This is a genomic window from Bradyrhizobium sp. BR 1433 (assembly GCF_051547665.1).
GTDB lineage: Bacteria > Pseudomonadota > Alphaproteobacteria > Rhizobiales > Xanthobacteraceae > Bradyrhizobium > Bradyrhizobium australafricanum.
Genome location: NZ_JBPUGG010000001.1, coordinates 8,459,821 through 8,478,539, shown reverse-complemented (window position 1 = coordinate 8,478,539; position 18,719 = coordinate 8,459,821). Strand labels below are relative to the sequence as shown.

General features: G+C 63.3%; 14 protein-coding genes and 4 pseudogenes. 4 read left to right on the top strand and 14 right to left on the bottom strand.

Going from position 1 to position 18,719, the window contains the following annotated elements:
* Positions 1-34 precede the first annotated feature (34 nt).
* From ACSKB9_RS40595 to ACSKB9_RS40560, 8 genes and pseudogenes are all read right to left on the bottom strand, one after another.
* Entirely contained in the window at positions 35-463 is a 429-nt protein-coding gene (locus ACSKB9_RS40595) for a universal stress protein (protein WP_438079846.1), read from the bottom strand.
* 187 nt (positions 464-650) lie between these two features.
* Positions 651-1,073: a hypothetical protein gene (locus ACSKB9_RS40590; protein WP_438079845.1), complete on the bottom strand. Its 423-nt coding sequence runs from the start codon at positions 1,071-1,073 to the stop codon at positions 651-653.
* Between the two features lie 29 nt (positions 1,074-1,102).
* Positions 1,103-2,036, bottom strand: a pseudogene (locus ACSKB9_RS40585) (DUF2950 domain-containing protein).
* Positions 2,033-3,752 (bottom strand): annotated as a pseudogene (locus ACSKB9_RS40580) (DUF3300 domain-containing protein). The pseudogenes ACSKB9_RS40585 and ACSKB9_RS40580 overlap by 4 nt, the downstream one beginning before the upstream one ends.
* 99 nt (positions 3,753-3,851) lie before the next feature.
* Positions 3,852-5,174, bottom strand: a complete 1,323-nt coding sequence (locus ACSKB9_RS40575) for a TAXI family TRAP transporter solute-binding subunit (protein ID WP_438079844.1) — start codon at positions 5,172-5,174, stop codon at positions 3,852-3,854.
* A gap of 91 nt (positions 5,175-5,265) precedes the next feature.
* Complete coding sequence (locus tag ACSKB9_RS40570) at positions 5,266-5,679, bottom strand: hypothetical protein (protein ID WP_438079843.1); 414 nt, start codon at positions 5,677-5,679, stop codon at positions 5,266-5,268.
* Between the two features lie 24 nt (positions 5,680-5,703).
* Positions 5,704-6,936, bottom strand: a complete 1,233-nt coding sequence (locus ACSKB9_RS40565) for an HlyD family secretion protein (RefSeq protein WP_438079842.1) — start codon at positions 6,934-6,936, stop codon at positions 5,704-5,706.
* Positions 6,929-7,366: a hypothetical protein gene (locus tag ACSKB9_RS40560; protein ID WP_438079841.1), complete on the bottom strand. Its 438-nt coding sequence runs from the start codon at positions 7,364-7,366 to the stop codon at positions 6,929-6,931. The genes ACSKB9_RS40565 and ACSKB9_RS40560 overlap by 8 nt, the downstream gene beginning before the upstream one ends.
* A 156-nt stretch (positions 7,367-7,522) precedes the next feature.
* On the opposite strand from ACSKB9_RS40560, the gene ACSKB9_RS40555 reads away from it, so the two are divergent.
* Complete coding sequence (locus tag ACSKB9_RS40555) at positions 7,523-7,978, top strand: hypothetical protein (RefSeq protein ID WP_438079840.1); 456 nt, start codon at positions 7,523-7,525, stop codon at positions 7,976-7,978.
* Between the two features lie 22 nt (positions 7,979-8,000).
* The gene (ppk2, locus tag ACSKB9_RS40550; RefSeq protein ID WP_438079839.1) at positions 8,001-8,801 is read left to right on the top strand and encodes a polyphosphate kinase 2; all 801 of its coding nucleotides are present in this window, start codon (positions 8,001-8,003) and stop codon (positions 8,799-8,801) included.
* 42 nt (positions 8,802-8,843) lie between these two features.
* On the opposite strand, the gene ACSKB9_RS40545 is transcribed toward ppk2, so the two are convergent.
* From ACSKB9_RS40545 to ACSKB9_RS40535, 3 genes and pseudogenes are all read right to left on the bottom strand, one after another.
* Complete coding sequence (locus ACSKB9_RS40545) at positions 8,844-9,278, bottom strand: hypothetical protein (protein WP_253610045.1); 435 nt, start codon at positions 9,276-9,278, stop codon at positions 8,844-8,846.
* A 91-nt stretch (positions 9,279-9,369) separates the two neighbouring features.
* Positions 9,370-12,117: a decarboxylase gene (locus ACSKB9_RS40540; protein WP_438079838.1), complete on the bottom strand. Its 2,748-nt coding sequence runs from the start codon at positions 12,115-12,117 to the stop codon at positions 9,370-9,372.
* A gap of 184 nt (positions 12,118-12,301) precedes the next feature.
* Positions 12,302-13,995: pseudogene (locus ACSKB9_RS40535) on the bottom strand (SulP family inorganic anion transporter).
* A gap of 162 nt (positions 13,996-14,157) precedes the next feature.
* Here ACSKB9_RS40535 and ACSKB9_RS40530 point away from each other — a divergent pair.
* Positions 14,158-15,046, top strand: a pseudogene (locus tag ACSKB9_RS40530) (alpha/beta hydrolase family protein).
* Positions 15,004-15,654 carry an invasion associated locus B family protein gene (locus ACSKB9_RS40525; RefSeq protein WP_438079837.1) on the top strand — a complete coding sequence of 217 codons (651 nt, stop codon included), beginning with the start codon at positions 15,004-15,006 and terminating at the stop codon, positions 15,652-15,654. The pseudogene ACSKB9_RS40530 and the gene ACSKB9_RS40525 overlap by 43 nt, the downstream one beginning before the upstream one ends.
* A gap of 16 nt (positions 15,655-15,670) precedes the next feature.
* Here ACSKB9_RS40525 and ACSKB9_RS40520 read toward each other — a convergent pair whose 3' ends face one another.
* From ACSKB9_RS40520 to ACSKB9_RS40510, 3 genes are all read right to left on the bottom strand, one after another.
* Positions 15,671-16,018 (bottom strand): response regulator, encoded by a 348-nt coding sequence (locus ACSKB9_RS40520; RefSeq protein ID WP_438080611.1) that lies wholly within the window; start codon positions 16,016-16,018, stop codon positions 15,671-15,673.
* Between the two features lie 196 nt (positions 16,019-16,214).
* Positions 16,215-16,847 carry a response regulator transcription factor gene (locus tag ACSKB9_RS40515; RefSeq protein WP_076826313.1) on the bottom strand — a complete coding sequence of 211 codons (633 nt, stop codon included), beginning with the start codon at positions 16,845-16,847 and terminating at the stop codon, positions 16,215-16,217.
* Positions 16,848-16,965: 118 nt separating this feature from the next.
* Positions 16,966-18,714 carry a sensor histidine kinase gene (locus tag ACSKB9_RS40510; RefSeq protein WP_438080609.1) on the bottom strand — a complete coding sequence of 583 codons (1,749 nt, stop codon included), beginning with the start codon at positions 18,712-18,714 and terminating at the stop codon, positions 16,966-16,968.
* Positions 18,715-18,719: the final 5 nt, after the last annotated feature.

Here is an 18,719-nt window from a genome sequence, read left to right as displayed (position 1 = left end):
GTGCACAGTGATTTCTATCCAGCGATCTGCGCCCTCACTGACAGACAAGGACCGGAGTCTTTGCTTGCGTCAGCACCTTGTTTGTCACACTGCCGATGAGCAGCATGGAGAGCCCGCTGCGCCCGTGCGATGACATGACGATGAGATCGCAGCCCTTGTTCTCGGCTGCTGCGATGATGGCTTGATGGGGTTGCCCGCTCTCGACCTGGCTTGTCTCGCAGGGAACGCCGGCCTCCCTGGCCGCGTGTGCGGCGCGATCCAGCGCGCTCGTGGCCTCTTCCTTGCGTATCTCGGCAAATCTCGCGAGCAGATCACGGTACCGTCCTCCGATTTCAGAGAGCGGCTCAACGACGAAGATGACCGATACCTTGGCTCCGAGGGATTTCGCCAGCGCCAACCCGTGCTTCACCCCATGCTCCGCCAGTTCCGACCCATCTGTCGGAATGAGAATGTGCCGGTACATGCCTTCACCTCCCGGTTATCTGGATGACGTATCGCCGCCCGCCGAATGCAAGCTGAACCTGAGCCTCGGACCTGGCCTTGAGATAGATCAATCCATCGCTCGGCGCCGCACCCCGGACGCTGGTCGTCGCTCGGCGGAGGCACCTTCCACCTGCGGCCATCTGAGGCAGGGCGAATCGAGCCCGAGCTCAGCGCAGCGAAATCGTGAGCCCGCCCAGATTGGCGGCAAATTCCAGCCCTGCCTTCGGCCCTTTGAGCATCAGAACCACGCCGTGTTCATTTCGCAGGCTCACCCCGCCTACGCCACCAGCCCATGCGCCACCTGCTCCGACCAGCGCGTAGCTGCCGGCGAAATCGTTGACGTCCCTGATGCCTGAGGCGGTGCCCTCCAGCCAGGTCACCGACGCACCGGCAGTCACGCCGAGGCTGAAGCCGGACGCGATGAACCGATAGTGCCGCCCGCGGTAGGTCAACGTGCCGCTGCCGCCGCCGCCGCCCACGACGAGCGCCGCCTTCACGAACTTGACCTGGACGTGGCCGACGGCCTGCGCGAAGCATGGCGCGACCACGAGGACCATCGCGACAAGCGCCAGTACGACGGAACGGATCATGGGTCGCGTCACTGCAGCCCCCTCCTCGCTCAGGGATTTGCCGGATCCACTTTCTTCCAGGTCTGATCCGGATCGAAGACGATCATGCGCTTGGCGAGGAAATCGGTGCGTGAGCCGAGATCCTTCTGATAGACCGTGCCTGCGTGGTTGACCAGGAAGGTCATGACGCCGGAATTGCCGTATTCGGCGGGATAGGCGACCAGCGCGAATCCACCGATCATCTTACCCCTCACGACATAGTTCAGCGCGCCGCCAGCAGCGTCGGAGCCCTGTGCCTTCAGGATCCGATAGTAGTAGCCGTGGTACGGCATGCTCTGCTCGCCGACCTTGTAGCCTTCCGCAGCGGCCTGGGCGGCCAGCTCGCCAAGCGGGCTTGGATCCTTGTCGTCGCGCCAGAACAACCCGTCCGTCTTGCCCGGCCTGCTGACGATGCGCTGGGCATAGGCGCCCACACCCTCGCCGCGATCCTTCTCTGCGTATTCGTTCTGCGCGTCGACATAGGCAAGACAGGTCTGGATCGCGGCCAGCTCGTTGCGGCCGATCCTGCGGTAGAGGATTTCGCGACGTCCCGCGGCGGCGTCGAAACTCCAGCCGTCATTGTTGTTGACGAGCGGGATCGGGAACGGGAAATCGTCCCTCCCCGAGAATCAAGGTGGCCTTCTTGTTGCCGTCAGCCTTGATCGAATGCTTGGCGTCGTAGGCAGAAAGAAAGCTCTCTCGCGCATTGGCGTCGGCGACATCGTCACCCGAGTCGATGATATCGGCGGCATCGCGGCCCAGCACCTTCAGCATCGCCCGGCTGGTGCCGGCCTTGACGGCGGTTGCCAAGGCGGACGCCGCGTCTTCCGGATTGGGGAAGCCCTGCTGCGCGCGCGCCGGAGACAGCAGCAAGGCGAGTGCTGTTGCCGCGGCGACGCCGATCGACGCAATACGCTCCAGTCGCGAGTATGAGGGGCCTGTCATCGTGATGCCTCCGACGGGGATGGAATCTTCGCGCCGGCGGCAAGCCAGTCGTGGTAGCTGCGGAACTTGAGCCCAAGCTTGTCGTAATAGACCCTGAGATAGCCGTCGGCGCCGCGCGTCACCGCCGCCGGCATGACCTGCTCGACCTCCTGCGCCATCACGCCGACATAGGCCTTGCTGCTGCCGAGATAGCTGAAGCGGTAGTAGCCGAGGCCGTTGGCGAGATGCCCAAGCAGCTCGATGTCGTGCTTGAGTGCGATATCGGAACGCCGTCCGCCGCCACCGCCGCCGCGGAAACCGCCGCCACCTCCTCCGCCGCGGAAGCCACCTCCGCCGCCGCTGAAGCCACCGCCACCACGGCCGGCAAAACTTGCGCCGCCGCCGCGCGGCATGCTGGCCATACTCGATCGCCCGCGCGCCGATGCCGCCGCAGCTGCCCGTCCGGACGATACGTTCATGGCGCCGCCACGACTGCCACCGCCACGATTCGCCGCAGCTGTGCGGTTACCGGCATTGCCACGGTTGGCGGCCTTGGCGCGATCGCCGCCGCCCTTGGCCTTGTTGCCGGCACCGGCGCGGTCGCCGCCCTTGGCGCGATCGGCCGCACCGGCACGGTCACCACCCTTCGCACGGTCTCCGCCGCGGTCGCCTCCACGGTCTCCAGCGCGATCGCCCGCACGATCTCCGGCGCGATCGCCGCGGTCTCCTGCCCGGTCACCTGCGCGATCAGCACCCGGGCGATCGCCGCCGGGCTTGAGGACCTGCTGACCATCGCGGCCGCGAAAATCCATCCGATCGCTCGCACCAGCCCGATTGGCGTTGCCGCCGAAGCGCTGCTGGACGTTGCTGTTGTTGTAGCGGACGCCCTGGCGATGCGCCGGATTGTGCTGCCAGCCATTTGCGATGTTGGTGGTCCGATGATTGACATAGACGTTGCGATTGCCCCAGTTGAAGCCGCCGCCCCAATAATTGCCCCAGCGCCCGATCGCCCAGCCGGCGCCGAAGGCAAGACCTGCCGCGATCACCCCGGCGCCGATATAGGACGGATAGCCGAAATAATACGGCGGATAGTCTGCATAGGGCCACGCGCCATAGACCGTGGCCGGATCGTAATAGGGCACATAGACGGTGTTCGGATCGGTCTGCTCGATGACGATGACCTGCTTGTTCTCCTGGGTCTGGACGCTGACCTTCTGCCGCTTGGTCGTCACCAGCTTGTTGTTTGCCTGCGCCTTGCTGCGCAGCCGCTGGATCGCGTCCATGACGTCGGGCTGCTGGGCCAGCACGGCATCGCCCAGGTTCTTCGTCCAATCGATCTTGTCGCTCATCATCGCGAGCACGTCGGCGGTGCTCGTGAGCGCCTTCACGCTGTCATCCCAGGCCTGCTTGTCGACCTCGGCCTTCAGCGCATCCCCTTTCAGGCTCTTGCGCTCCTTGACCCACCGATCGGCCTGAACGACCTCGAGCGGATAGGTCGACGCCGCCAGCACGTTGGCCAGCAGCGAGTTCTGGGTAAAGCGCGATCGGTGCCACAAGGGCTTCCAGCTGTTCCGGCTTCAGGAGCTGATCGGTCGGCTGGGTTGCCGCAGCCGGCTGGCTAGCCTGAGCGGGCTGGCTGGCCTGGGCCGGTGGCTTGTCAGCCGTCTGCGCGAATGCGGCAACGGACGTCACCGACACCAGCACAACGGCGAGCAGAATCTTGCCCCAACGGAACATCGCGACCTCCATCGACACCAACGGTCGACAGCATCGGCCACGATCCCCTCCCCTCCTTGATCGAGATCAAGGAAACTGTCCTTCGGCTCAGCTTTCGACTCAGCTTTCGACCTGGCTTCCGGCCTGGCCCGGCTGTCGCGACGCAAGGTGAATGCGGCGGTCGTGAATCAGGTTCTCGAGCCGATGGGCCGCAACGTTCACCGCCGTGACAGCGCGCTCGGCCTTGTCGTCCGCGACCGGCTGCTCGCGTTGCGTACGCAGCACCTGATCGATTTCGCGCTCGATCTCTTCGAGATCCGACACACGCCTGGCCATCCGAATTCGCCCTGCCAGTGCATAAAGCGTGTCGAGCGCCTCCTTCCGGCTCGGTGTCTCGCTCGAGCGGAGAAACTTCCACGCCGCCGCGAGCACCGACGCAAGCCCGCCCGCGATCATCGGCGCCAGGAAGATCGCATTGCCCCATTGATCGAGAAAGCTCTCCCTGGTCCCCTCATAGACCGCTGCCGCCCCGGGATGCACGGGAATGTAGGCGCCCGCGTCGGTATCAGGCGTAGCGATCTGGGAGAGCGCCGGCAGTTCGGCGAGCAACTCTCGCCGCGCGTTCATGATCGACTGCGTCAGGTCGCTGATCACGTCATTCCCAAGCTTCTTCTGTGCCACCAAATAAAACGACGTCTGCAGCGTCGTCAGGTCATCGGCAGGAACAGGCGGCGAGCCGCGCAGGGTTCCCTTGGGTACGTCGAAGCTTTCGTAGGCGCGCTCTTTCTCGGCGATCGCTCCGGCGGACTCGATGGCGATCATCACCGGGCCGGCTCGCGTGGTGCGCGCGAAGACATTGCGCAGCAGCGAAAGATATTTTTCAGTCAAAGGCATGACGAGCAGGATCGCCCGTACCTCCTTGGTGTCGAGCGCCCGGCGCGCATCCGCGGGGGCGAGCGGCTTGAACGTCACGCCCGCGCGCGTCAGATCGTATTCGTCGGTCAGCACCTTGATCAGCTTCTGATTGGCTTCGGCGCCGATCACACCGATCGCGACGCGTTTCAACTCCGCCACGTCAGATATCGCAGCGCCGGGCGGCGCGACCAACAGGACGGTGGCGTGGGCCAACACGATCACGGCCTGGGCCTGCGATAGATCGCCGACGTCTCCACGGACGACCGCGAGGTCCACCTTTCCGGACGCGAATGCCTTGGCGGACTCAAGCGGTCCCGGCGTCTGGACCAGGCTGAGCCGGACTGGTGCTTTCGATTGGGCGAACTTTCCTGCGATCGCCGAGACCAGCCTCCCGGCCTCGCCGTCCAGCGACCCAACCGCGATCGTCAGGGTCGTCGGCCGCTCGTACCAGCGATAGGCGAACAGGCTCGCACCCCCCGCCAAAAGCACAAGGCCGGCCACCAGGGCGATGCGCAATGACCTCGGCAACCTGCTGGGATCCACGGCGCATCACTCGATCGGTTCGGCGCCAGCCGACAACGGTCCGGCGGCGCTGAGCCAGCGCGGGGAGCGGATGCCTCTAGATCTTGCAACGATGATAGTCGACCTCCATCCCCTCGATGCCCGGGAATTGGCGCGTAATGGTATCGTCGTCGACGGCCTTAAGGAAGAACTGCACATTCGATACCATGATTCCGGACGCGCAGCCGACGATGATGTTGATGGTCTGGCCGTCGTCCTTGCGCGATTTGATCTTGCAGTTCTCGAACTTGCTCCGGAGGCGATCGGGCTCGGCGATGAATCCGCCGCCATAGACGCCTGAGAAGTTCGTGAAGGTCAGCTGGTTCGCCCTGCCCTTGTGGGCGAACACTTTCCGGCATTGCTCGGCGCTCGTGGCCCAGGCACCCGTGAGATCGAAAGCGTGCGCGCAACCCGGCAATCCGAAGATCATGCCCGTCGCCACGATTGCGCGAAACTTACAGTCCGGTTTCATATGGTGTCTCCCCGTTCGCGCCCGTCAGTGACCGCTTAACACCAGCGTCTTGATCGGCAGCAGCAGAGCTTGAATCCGAAGCAGCAAGGCATGAACGAGTGCAGTCGCGTCGACGGCATGCAGGGCAAAGCCTTTCAACGCCCCGGTTTTCGGATCGGCAATCTCATCATGGTTGTTGGTGTAGGCATTGACGATGCAAGTGCTGCCCGGCGTCACGCCGTCAAGGCCGCCCTTGTAAAGCGGCTCGAGGAACACGAGGATCGAACCTGGCTGTTGCAGATTCTGCGGATCGATCAACAGCTCGCTGGCCCGAAACTGGCCGGCGGCGATGAAATCCTGCACGCTGGTGACGACCAGCGGAATGATCACCCAGGGTTTCGACATGCAGGTGGCTTCCGCGACCATGCCGGGCTTCATCACTTGGGCCTCGATCTGCCCGAATCCCGCCTGTAACCTGTTGCGGCCCGCTTCGTCCGGTATCAGGATTCCGGCCGGCCGCATGATCTGGGCGACGAGGTCCCCGGGGCGAACGAGGAATTGCTCGACGCGGCCATCGACGCCGGCACGGACGAAAGTCTTGTCGAGATCCACCTGCGCCTGCGCCCGCGCGGCTTCGGCGCTCGCCTTCTCGGCCGGCAGGAGCGTGGAGACCCGCAACGCCGCCGATTCCTTGGCGGCGCTGGCGGCATCGACGCCGGACTGCCGCTGATCAACCAGCACCTGCAGCTTCTCGATGTCACGTTGCGGCACAATGCCGGGATTGCGGCGCTGCAACTCGCTCTTCACCTCCAGCTCGTCCTTGGCCTGCTGCGAGGAGGCTTTCGCCTCCCCGATCTGAGCGTCCGCCTTGACAACGTCGGCCTGCGCCGCGATCAACGACGCATCGACCTCGGCGATCTTTCGTTTGGCGGTCTCGAGCGCGGCCTCCTGCTTCGAACTGTCGAGCCGGAACAGAACGTCCCCCTTCTTCACCGGCGCGGTGAAGCCGACATTGACCTCGACGACACGCCCGGAGCCTTCGGGCAGGATCGGCACGGTCCTGAAGTAGATCGCCGCCGAGGTTGTCGAGGGATGAAAGTAGAAGATCATCGTGATCAGCGAGATCGTGAGCATCAGGCAGCCGGTGATCCCCCATCTCAGTTCATACCAGACAGAGAAGAACGTGATTTCCTTTCCGAACCGCTTGCCTTGCCGATAGCGGCGGTAGAGGTAATCCGGCAGGATCGTCACCAGCGAGCAGATCATCAGCTCAAGCATGGTTGTGCACCTCTTGCTTCGCGGGCGTCCGGACGTCGGGACTGCCGCCAGGTCCGGATTCGGCTTCCGGTTCGGCAGCGCCCGGCGTGGCGTCGGCTATGCGCTCGACCGAATCTGCGATGCTGCGCATCGGCGTACCGAAATCCGGCAGGTCGATGAGTGCCAGCAACAGGCCGGCGACCCAGAAGATATGCATGTGGGTGAAAAGCGATATCAGGCCGAGGACGGCGACGATCTCAAACTGAAGTTTCTGGCTCTTGTGCGCCATGCGCTCCGGCAGGCTGTGCAGCTTCCAGTACAGAGTGCCAACCCACAAGACGGTGGCGACGAGGAAAATGCCCATCACCACCATCAGGGCGTCCGACCCGTCGGCGCCGGGAATGAAAAACGGCAGATGATGGGGGGCCGCCGGATGCATCTGTTCGCTCAAGCCAAGTCTCCCGGTCGCAATAACACCGCAAGCGAATCTTGATTGACACTGCTGACGATCCTATCGCGCTTGCTTGATCTGGATCAAGGAAGCCGGTCGGCTCATCCCTACCGTTCCGGGGGCAAGGTGGAAGATCGGGCTTAGGAGTTCCCAGCCATGCGAGACAAGATCGATGATCTGATCCCCAAGGCACACGAAATCCAGAAGCAGGCGGCGCTCAAGGAAGCGGAGAAAGCCGAGGAGCACGCCAAGCGTGCGGCTGCCATCGAAGCCGAGAAGCGCGCGTTGATCGAGCGGCTGAGCAAGCCCTCCGGTCTCAGCGAGGACGAGAAGGTCAAGCTGGCGTCGACGGTGATTCAGCGGGCGGTGCGCAACGGGTTGAGCGAAGTGCAGGTCTATCGCTTTCCCAATACGCTGTGCTCCGACAAGGGACGGGCCATCAATCAGATGGAAGCGGGCTGGGAGAAGACGCTGACAGGTATACCTAAGGAAATATACCAGCTTTGGGCTGACTACCTGCAGCCGCGCGGCTACCGCATCCGCTATCAGATCGTCGATTACCCCGGCGGCATGCCCGGCGATATTGGCATCGTCATTGCCTGGGGCGATTAGTTGAAACGATGGACGGATATCCATGGCGAAAGACAAGCCCGCTGGGAAGATGAAGCGCAAGGACTATGAGGAACAGCTGCAAAAGCTGCAGATCCAGCTCTGCCATCTCCAGGAATGGGTGAAAGCGAACAATCTCAGGGTCATCATCCTGTTCGAGGGACGCGATGCGGCCGGCAAGGGCGGCACGATCAAGGCCTTGACCGAGAAGGTCAGCCCGCGCGTGTTTCGCGTGGTCGCCCTGCCCGCGCCATCGGATCGTGAGAAGTCCCAGCTCTTTATCCAGCGCTACATGCAGCAGTTTCCGGCGGCCGGCGAGATCGTGATCTTCGATCGCAGCTGGTACAATCGCGCAGGCGTCGAATATGTGATGGGGTTCTGCACGCCGGCGGAGCACAAGCGGTTTCTCTCGCTCTGCCCGCAGATGGAGCAATACATCATCGAGGGCGGCATCATCCTGATCAAGCTGTGGCTCGAGGTCGGGATGGATGAGCAGGAGCGCCGCTTCAGGGCCCGGATCGACGATCCGCTGCGGCAGTGGAAGCTGAGCCCGATGGACACGGAATCCTACCGCCGCTGGTACGATTACTCCCGCGCGCGCGACCTGATGTTCAAGGCGACCAGCTCGAAGCACGCGCCCTGGAACGTCATCCGTTCCGACGACAAGCGGCGGGCGCGGCTGAACTGCATCTCGTTCCTGCTGAAGACAATTCCTCACGGCCGGGTCAAGCGCGACCAGGTCAAGCTCCCCAAGCGGTCCAACAAGGGTCGCTACAACGATCAGGCCGGGCTGCGCGGAATGAAGTTCGTCGAGGAACGCTATTGAGAGGACAGGCCGCGCAGGGCGCGCGGCCGGCCTCCCTTAGACCTACTTCAAGCGGATGGAAACCCCGCCCACGGCGGCCGAGACTTCGGCGCCCACCTTCGGGCCGCTGAGCTGCAAGATCACGCCATTGGCGTTCTGCAGTTGCACGCCGCCGGCGCCCGCCGCGATCGCCCCACCGGCACCTGCCGCGCTGTAGGAGCCTTCGATCGAGGCAGGCCCTCTGAGATTGAGGGCGCGCCCGACCAGCTTGGTGGTCGATGCGCCGATCGTGAAGCCGACGCTCATGCCCGACACCGTGAACGGATAGTGCTTGCCGCGCAGCGTCAAGACGCCCTCGCCGCCTCCGACACCAACGATGAATCCACCTTTGGTGAAGATGACGGCGACCGAGCCGGTTTCAGCCAGCGACGGCGTGCTGAAGCCGGCCAATCCAACCGCCAGCGAAGCAAGAACTCCGATCAAACTCACTTTCCTCATCTTGTCCCTCCAGGAACCGGTTGCGTTACGACAGTTGCGCAAGACTTGATCGCCGCAAGAATGCGAAGACGCCTTGCGGACTCTCCTTCGTCTATGATGCAGCCTTGAACTTCGGCGCGGCCGCTCGCGGCTTGCCCATCCTGGCCAATGCCTCGGTCGTCACGAGCTTCAGGCCCTCGGCCGCGTCGTAGCCATGGATCTCCTTCACATCCAGCTTGCGCATGAAATCGATGGTCTCCTGCGTGATAACCTGGCCAGGGACCATGATCGGGAAGCCCGGCGGATAGGGAATCACGAAGTTGGCGGAGACGAGAGCGGGCCCGTTCTTCAGGCGCCTGTCGATCTCGGGATCGTGCAGGCGAATATATTCGCATCCTGCCGCGTCATAGGCCGAATAGAATCCGCCGCGGATGTCGCCCTCATTCGTCTTCGCGCCGGCATCGCCGCGATAGGCGTCGTGGAAATGCGAGAAGTTCGGCAAGTCGGGGACATCCTTCATTAGGCTGTTGACCCGCATGTCGAAGTCGACCCTGGCGTTCGCGCCGCCCTTGGTCAGGCCGCGATCGATTTCACCGGAGATTTCGGCCAGCACCCGGACGAGATGCGCGACGTCGCTCCGGGTATTGTTGATGTTGGACTGGATCAGGACCGAGTTGCGCGAGGTCTTGTTGACCTGGATGTTGTAGCGGCTGGCGAGCAGCCCCTTGAACGACGTTCCGTCGTACCCGGCGGTGCCGCAGACCAGCGTCATGCGGGTCGGATCGAGACAGAACTCATCATCGTTCAGGCTCTGCAGGGCGCTCGCCCAGTTGGTCCCGGCCGCCAGATAGTCGGTGAAGCCGCTCTGGCGGTATTGCTTCGGCACCATGGCATCCGCGCCGAGAACGCGGAAATATCTCGAAATCAACGGATTGGTGTTGACCGCGTTGCGGACGGCGAACGCAATCTCCATGGCATTGGCCACCAGTCCATAGCCCTCGAGCTCCATCTGCCGGCGCGAGACGTCGAGGCTGGCAATCAGCTGCTGGTTCGGGCTGGTCGAGGCGTGCGTGAATACGGCCTCCTTGAACTGCGCTTCGACGGTGTGGAATTCGATGTCCTTGACCGCCAGCATCGAGCCCTGGCGGATCGCCGACATCGACTTGTGCGTCGAGTTGGTCTGGTAGACGCGCAGCCGGATCTGGCGCGGATCGGGGATCAGCCTGGTCTTGAGCAGAACCTCGTCGGACGGATTCTTGCCGAGCTCGGCCTGCTGTTTCTCATAGGCGGCGACCGATTTGGGATCGCGCATCCAGGCTTCGATCTCGTTCGCCGCACCCATCGCGGTTCGCCGCCTCAGGAACGGGGAAAACCGCGCGAAGCCGAACCAGGCCTCGTCCCAGAGGAAGATCAGGTCAGGCTTGATCGCGAGGCATTCCTCCATCACCCGCCGCGTGTTGTAGATGTGGCCGTCGAAGGTGCAATTGGTCAGGTCGATCATCTTGACCCGATCGAGCCGGCCATCCGCCTTCGCGTTCAGAAGCGCCTGCTTGATAGTCTGCAACGGCACCGCGCCATACATCGAGTATTCCGTCATCGGGAATGCCTCGACGTAGAGCGGCTGCGCGCCGGCCAGCACCATGCCGTAGTGGTGCGACTTGTGGCAATTGCGGTCGACGATCGCGATGTCGCCGGGACCCAACAGCGCCTGCACGGCCATCTTGTTGGATGTCGAGGTGCCGTTGGTCACGAAGTAGACGCGGTCGGCGCCGAGCGCGCGCGCGGCCTTCTCCTGCGCCTTCTTGATGTTGCCGGTCGGCTCCAGCATGCTGTCGAGGCCGCCGGTGGTCGCGCTGCTCTCGGCAAGGAACAGGTTCAGCCCGTAGAATTCGCCCATGTCGCGGATCCAGTCCGACTTGAACACGGACTTGCCGCGCGCGATCGGCAGCGCGTGGAAGGTACCGATCGGCCGCTGCGCATATTTCTTCAGATTGTCGAAGAACGGCGTGTCGAAGCGATCCTGCACGCCTTCCAGAATTGAAAGGTGCAATTCGAGGATATCCTCGACCGAGTAGAACACGCGGCGCACCACATCGGCTTCGGGATTGCCGGCCAACTCCTCGACGTCGCGATTGGACATGAGGTAGAGGTCAAGCTCGGGACGCACCCGCTTCAGGATATGGGCCAACCGGAGCGCGGACGCATCGGACTCGTCATTCAGTCCCATGGCGCCGGTCATGGCGCGAAGCACCGGTGCATCGTGGCGCGAGCGCAGCCCGAAGCCTTCATTGATCACCACCGCCGCAATATTGGGGTTCAGCATTGCCGCACAGAAGGCGTCCTCGAGGTTGCCCACGACCACGGGCTCATAGATGAAGGCGTCGACCGGACGCCGCAGCTTGCGCCATTCCGCCAGGAGCCCCGGCCAGTTGCTGGCTGGCACTCCGGTCACGATCAGGGTCTCGAAGTAAGGACGGCGCGCCCCCGATTGTCCGAGAGTTGGCGGGAGCAGGTCGGGAACGTCGCCATTGCCCTCGTCCTGCGTGCTCCAGTCACCTGCATGCTGGCGGAAGGATTTTGTCTGAAGTGCCTGGGCGATCCGCGTCGCAAGCATATGCGAGGTGGCGGCGTCGCCCGCCGCCGCTTCCTTCAGCGCCGCCATCAAACGAAGGCCCGGATAACCGTGAAACTCCTCCGTCACCGCAAGCGCCGACAGCGCCGCGTCATACGCCGCACGGTCGCCGCCCCTGCTCCACACCTTCGCCGCCTCGACCAGATCGCGCCAATTGTCGGCTCGTCCGCCGGGCCCGGAGAAGAACTGGTCGATGCGCTGCTGTGCCGGCTTCGCCTCGTTGGCCATGAGTGTCTCCCGATCTCGTGATCTCAGCGCTGGTTCTGTCCAATCGTACAAACCGGGCCCATTGCGCCCTTTGATCCAAGTCAAGCTGCAAGCTGGATTGAGACAGTCCCCAAGCGTGCGTGATCGCCACGTCTTGCGACGCAACAAGGCTGGAATGTCGCAACAGTCCGTACGGCCGCGCACGCTAGATGCTTGCCTGCGGCTTCCAGTTGCTCAATACGCTGTCGAGCGTACGCGTCCAGTCGCCGCTATCGGTCTTGTCGGCAAGACCATCGGCCCGAAGCAGATCCCGCAACTGCGCGTGCGCGCCCACAATGCAGAATGTGATCTGGCGCGATGCGAGCTCCTGGTGAAGGTCGTGCAGCATGCGCGAGCCCGCAAGGTCGATGAACGGCGAGGCCGACAGGTCACAAGCCACCAGCTTGACGTCGGGCGACGTCCGAAGCGCCGCCAGCACCGTTTCCAAGATCGTCTCGGCATTGACATAAAGCAGCGAGGTCTCCGGCGGAACGCGATGATCCCGGTCAGGGGCTCGACGTCATCGTGTCGCGCCCGGTCGGAATAGCGCCCGCTGCCGGCTTGACGGCCCAGAAACGCGATATTGGGCTGGGAAGCCCGCAACAGCAGCAGGAAGATCGAGGCGACGGCCGCCAGCAGCACGCCCTGCAATATCCCGAGGAACAGCACGGACACCAGCGCGATGATAGCGGCATAGAAATCGAGCCGACTGATCCGCCACATTCTGGCGAGCGCCGGAATATCGACCAATTTGTAGACGGCTGAGAAAACGATCGCGGCGAGCACGGTCTTCGGCAGATTGGTCAAGAGGCCCGTGAAGAACAGCAGGCAGAGCGCGAGGGTTGCCGAACAGAACACCAGCGCCAGCGGCGTGCGTGCGCCGGCGGCGTCATTCACGGCCGACTGCGACAACCCGCCGGCGACGGGATAGCCATGCCCGAAGGCTGCGGCGAGATTGGCCGCGCCGAGTCCCAGAAACTCTTGCCTGACATCCAGCGGATAGCCGTGCTTTGCCGCAAAGCTTCGCGCGGCGGACACCCCCTCCACATATCCCAGCACGAGGCATCCGGCGGCGATCGGAAAGAGATCGTCAAATTCGAGCAAGCCGAACGTCGGCAGCGAGATCGTCGGCAACCCGGTCGGGATCGGCCCGGTCACCGGCAGTCCCATTTGCGCGAGCCCGAACACGGAGACCGTCAGGATCGAGAGCGCGACCACCGCCAGCCCGATGGGCTTTCCCGGCAGTCGCTTCTCGCCGAGCAGGAGCAACACGATCGCAGCTACGCCAATACCGAGCACCAGCGGCCTGGTATCGCCGAGCTGGCCGGCCAGCTTAATCGCGCGGTCGAAGAAATTGTGGCCGCCTCCAGCGACGCCGAACAGGCTGGGCAGCTGGCTCATGATGATGGTGAGCCCCGCTCCGGCCTTGAAGCCCACCAGAATACTGTCGCTGATCAACCGCACCAGCACGCTGAGCTTGAACAGCCAGGCAATCAGGCAGAGCACTGCGACGCTGAAGGCCACGAGACTGGCAATCTGCCCGTAACGCGCGGCATCGCCGCCGGCCAATATGCCGACGGCGCCGGCGATCATCAGCGAGATCGCCGAGGTCGGCCCCACCGCGAGCTGCCGGGACGAGCCCAGCAGGGCGTAGCCCACGCCGCCGAGCAGATAGCCATAGACGCCGATCTGCGGCGGCAGACCCGCGAGCCCAGCATAGGCCAGCGACACCGGAATCGCGTAGGCCGCCAGCGTCACTCCCGCGATCGCGTCCGCCCCAAGCCAGGATGCGCGGTAGTCGGCGAGCCAGTTCGACGGCGGAAACCAGCGCATCCAACTCGTCTCTGCCTGGATCGACATCAAGCCCGCCGTATGACGCACAATGGTCGCATGTGGTTGCGCCGGCGGGCCCGATGCGCGTTGATTCAGATCAAGCTTTGCAGTCGGCAATGTGCTTGTGATCTTGCGCGGCTCGATCGTCGTGGCCTGCAGATTTGCCAGATGACTGCCGGAGCGCATGGCATGCGTCAGCACCGCTTACGGACCCTCGCAACCGCAGCGCTGCTGTTGCTTGGCCTGATCGCTCCGGCGCGCGCGGAGGACCGAGACACATCCCAGCGCATCCAGGAAGAGATCTGGGCGTTGCCGACCCCGCTGCCAATGTTCGCTTATCTGGTCCGTCCGCTCGGCGATGGCCCTTTCCCACTGGTCATCATGAACCACGGCGTGTCACTGAATGCCAGGGATCGCAGCTTCTTCCCGCTGGTCGAATTCCGCGATGCCGCAATGTGGTTTGCACGGCGCGGCTATCTCGTGGTGGCACCGGTCGGGACCGGCTATGGCGCGGCGGCCATCGATATTCCGGAACGCGGTCTTTATGGCCCGTTCTTCTCCAAGATCGGCAAATGCACCAATCCGAATTTCCTCGATGCAGGCCTCGCCGTCGCGCAGGTCGATCTCTGGATCATTGATTACATGGCCGCCGAAAAGCGCACCTTGCCGAAGGACGTCATCGTCGTCGGACAGTCGGCCGGCGGCTGGGCTGCGATCGCGCTGTCGAGCCTCAACCCACCGCAGGTCAAGGCCATCATCACCTTCGCGGCAGGCCGCGGCGGCCGTGTCGACGGCAAGCCCAACAACAATTGCGGCCCCGACAGACTGGTCGAGGCCACCGGCATGTTTGGCCATACATCGCGGGTGCCGATGCTGTGGTTCTACATTGAGAACGATACATTCTTCGGCCCGGCCCTGTCGAAGCGAATGCACGAGGCCTTCACGCGCGCCGGCGGTCGTGCCGAGTACCATCTTTTGCCGCCGTTCGGCGACGAAGGGCATTTCCTGATCGGCTCTCCCGATTCGATTTCCCACATGGTCGCCCCTGGTCGAACGATTTCTCGACAAGGTCCGCTAGGCGGCCGTTCCCGCTGGAGGAGCATCCATGGTCCGATATGGTGCCTTGGCGAAGTTGGCGCTGTTTGCGGCCGGCATCAGTGCTGCCCACGCTCAACAGACGCCCTCACCGCCTGCTACGGTGAAGGACGGCGGCGAAGTAGCCCGCGGGGGGCACGTCAGCCGGTGCGGGACATCAAGTATGGCGAGTGGCGAAAGGTCTGCTTCAACGCCGCCGGCGCCAAGACACTATGCCGGACGACGATCACCGGCACCTTCCCCACCGGGCAGACGGCCGTTCGCCTCGATCTGATCGAGCGAGAGGACGGCAGCAGCCGCGTCCAGCTATTCCTGCCGGTCGGGATGTATCTGCAGGCCGGCGTCAAGCTATCGGTTGACCAGAGGGCGGTTCATCGGCTGCCCTACACCTGGTGCGTGACCAACATGTGCATCGCGGCGGATGTCGCCGATCCCAAGCTTCTCGAGGACATGGATGGCGGAAAGACGCTCTCGATCGAGGTCGTCGACACCAGCATTCTGACGATGACGACATCGGTCCCGCTCGACCGCTTTGCAAGCGTGCGCAAGGGGGCACCCGCGCTGACACTCGATCAAGTGATCGATGAATGATTGAGACCGGCAGCCGCTAGACCACGCCGGCCAACAGCCGTTCGATCGGTTGGATCAGCGAGTTGGCGGTGAATGGCTTGGTCAGATAGGCCACGCATCCCGATGCCGTTGCCGCCATGCGCGTCGCCGGGTTGTCATTTCCGGTGATGTAGATGACGGGGATTTCGATGCCCTGATCCGCCAGGCGGTGCCGCAGCTCGATCCCGGACCCATCGCTGAGATTGATGTCCAATATCAGACAGACCGCGTTGTCAAAGCTGCCATGTCTCAGTAGCGCGCTTCCGGTCTCGAATAACCTGGATGCAAATCCACACTGCCGTAGAAGCCGTCCGATTCCACGGAGCATGGAGGGATTATCATCCACGACGAAAACGAGTTTCGCGGTCGGCAAATCCTGAAGCCCCTACCTATCGCTGAATGACCTTCGCCCGCGTATGGATAAAGGGCACGTCAAGCGGCTACCGGCGCGCAATATTCTCGCGGCCAAGATCGGAGATACGCCGCGTCACAGACCTTTCATATTGTACCATGGGACAGGAGGAGCAGAGCTGCCAGGCCGATCAAGCCTTGACCTCGCCACCGGATGCGCGCGTGCCGAGCTGCTCCGCGATCGAAACCAGCTCGGCAAGTGACTGCACCTGCATCTTCTCCATGACCTGGTGACGATGCGCCTTGATCGTGCGTTCGGTCGTGCCAAGCTCGTGAGCAATCTGCTTGTTGATCCGGCCGCACACAATCAGATCGAACACCTGCCGCTCGCGCGGGGTCAACTTCGCCAGCAGCGCGCGCAGCGAATCGAGCCTGGTTCGCCGGCCGCGGGCCAGTTCGTGCCGCGCAAGGGCGCGATTGATCGCCTCGATCAGCTGTTCCGACGCGATCGGCTTGGTCAAAAAATCTTCGGCACCTGCCTTGATCGCCTGGACGGTGGTCGCCGTGTCGGCATGTCCGGTCAGGAATACGATCGGGAGCGTCGACCCCAGCTCGTTGAGGCGGCCCTGCAGCTCCGGACCACTCATTCCGGGAATGCGGACGTCCAGCAGGATACAGCCGGCCCCTTCGTCGTCGGGCAATTGGTCGAGCAATTCCCGGGCCGATGCGTAGGTGACGACGCGATAGCCTGCGAGCTTGAGCCGGCGCTCGAGCGCTGCGCGAAACGAGGCGTCGTCGTCGACTATGTGCACGTAAGCGTGCATTGCTGCTCCATCGCCGGGTGATCGCCGCTAGCTGTAGAATGTCCATCAGCGGCGATCTGAAAATGCTGCGTTCGTCGTAAATCGAACCTTGCACCCCGGCAAACAAGACCCAAACGCGCTACGCGGCCAGCGGCAGCGAAAGGTGGAATACCGCCCCTCCTCCGGACTGATTCTCGGCCCAGAGCTGGCCGCTATGCGCCAGAACGATCGTCCGTGCGATGGACAGGCCGATGCCCATGCCCTGCTCCTTTGTGGTGAAAAACGGATCGAAGATATCGTTCAGCCTGTCCTGCGGAATTCCCGGCCCGGAATCGCTGATGGAAATCACCGCCGATGCGTCCCCATTGACCTCCGTACGACCGATGATGGTGCGCCCGTAGGGCATTTTGGCCATCGCGTCCATGCTATTGACCACGAGGTTGAGAATGACCTGCTGCAACTGCACCGGATCGCCCTTCACCCGCAGGGTCTGCGGCGAGGTCTGCAGGTAGATCGCGACGTTGCGTGCCGAGGCCTGCAGCTTCAGGAAATCGAATGCTTCCCGCATGGTCTGGTTGAGGTCGATCTCCTTCTTCTCAAATGGCGCACGCTTGAGCAGGCTGCGCATCCTGCGGATCACCTCGCTTGCGCGCAGATCATCGCGCTTGATGTCCGAAATGATTTCCCGCACCTCCTGAAGGTCGGGCGTCGGCGAAGCGAGGATCAGCTCCGCGCTCTCGGCATTGGTCAGGATCGAGCCCAGCGGCTGGTTGAGCTCATGGGCGATCGAGGACGAGAGCTCTCCGGCAGTCGCCTGCCGATTGATATGGGCGAGCTCGGACAGGCGACTGCGGGCTTCGACCTCGGCACTGCGCCGCATGTGACGCTCGTGGAGCAGGAATGCAATCAGCGCGGTTTGAACCAGCAGCGCCATGACCAGCGCAACGGCCCGCCAGCGATATTTTTCCAGGAAGGACGGCTCACGGAAGCGAATTTCGCTGCCCTTTGGCAGACTGGCTTGTCCGACGTTCCAATGCTGCATCTGCCGCCAGTTGAAAATCGGCTTCACCGCATCGATCACCGACGATGGGAGGCTTTCCGGTGCCTCGCCATCCAGAATCCGCAGTGCCCTGCCCGCTGCTTCGGCACCGACCCGGGATGGGACGATGACAAATCCGCCGATGCCGCCCAATTCGAGGAACGTCTCCGCCGTAACCACGATGGGACGATTTGCCTTCGCTGCGACAAATGCGAGGGCATCCGAGGGCGGATAGTAGTTGCCTTTGCCGTCGCTGTAGAGGCCGGTGTAGATGATCGCGCTATGGTCGGGAAGCGCTGCGACCCGCTCAACGATCTCCGGCATCGGACGTCCGATGATCTCAACGATGTCGAGGCCGGGAATGCCGGCCGCTGCCTGGTCTTTCCAATTGCGAAACAGAACCTGCTGCTCCCAGTCTGCGCCAACGAGCACGACGGTCTTGAGCTCCGGCACCACGGCTCGGGCGGCCGTGACGGCATCCTGGAGCTTCGATGCCACGATGCCGCCGGTCACGGAGGCCGGCGGTCGCAATCGCTTGAAATCGGCCTCTTCGACCAGCGCAAACACGATTGGCGTATCGGCCCAAAGCTGCGGACGCCAGCGGAGCGCCAGTTCAAGCGCAGCCGCTCCAATGGTGACCACGACGCCGATCGGTCGATCGCGATATTTCGCCTCGAGAAACTGCCGGAAATTCTCCTGATAGGCGTCGCCACCGAAGCGATTGAGGTCGAGGCTCTCCGTGTAGACGGTGGTCGGCGCGTGACCGTGAGCGCTCACCGCATCCCTCAAGCCAACGAACACCTGGTAGTAGAAGGGGCCACGTCGATCGGATTGGTCCAGCACCAGCATGGAAT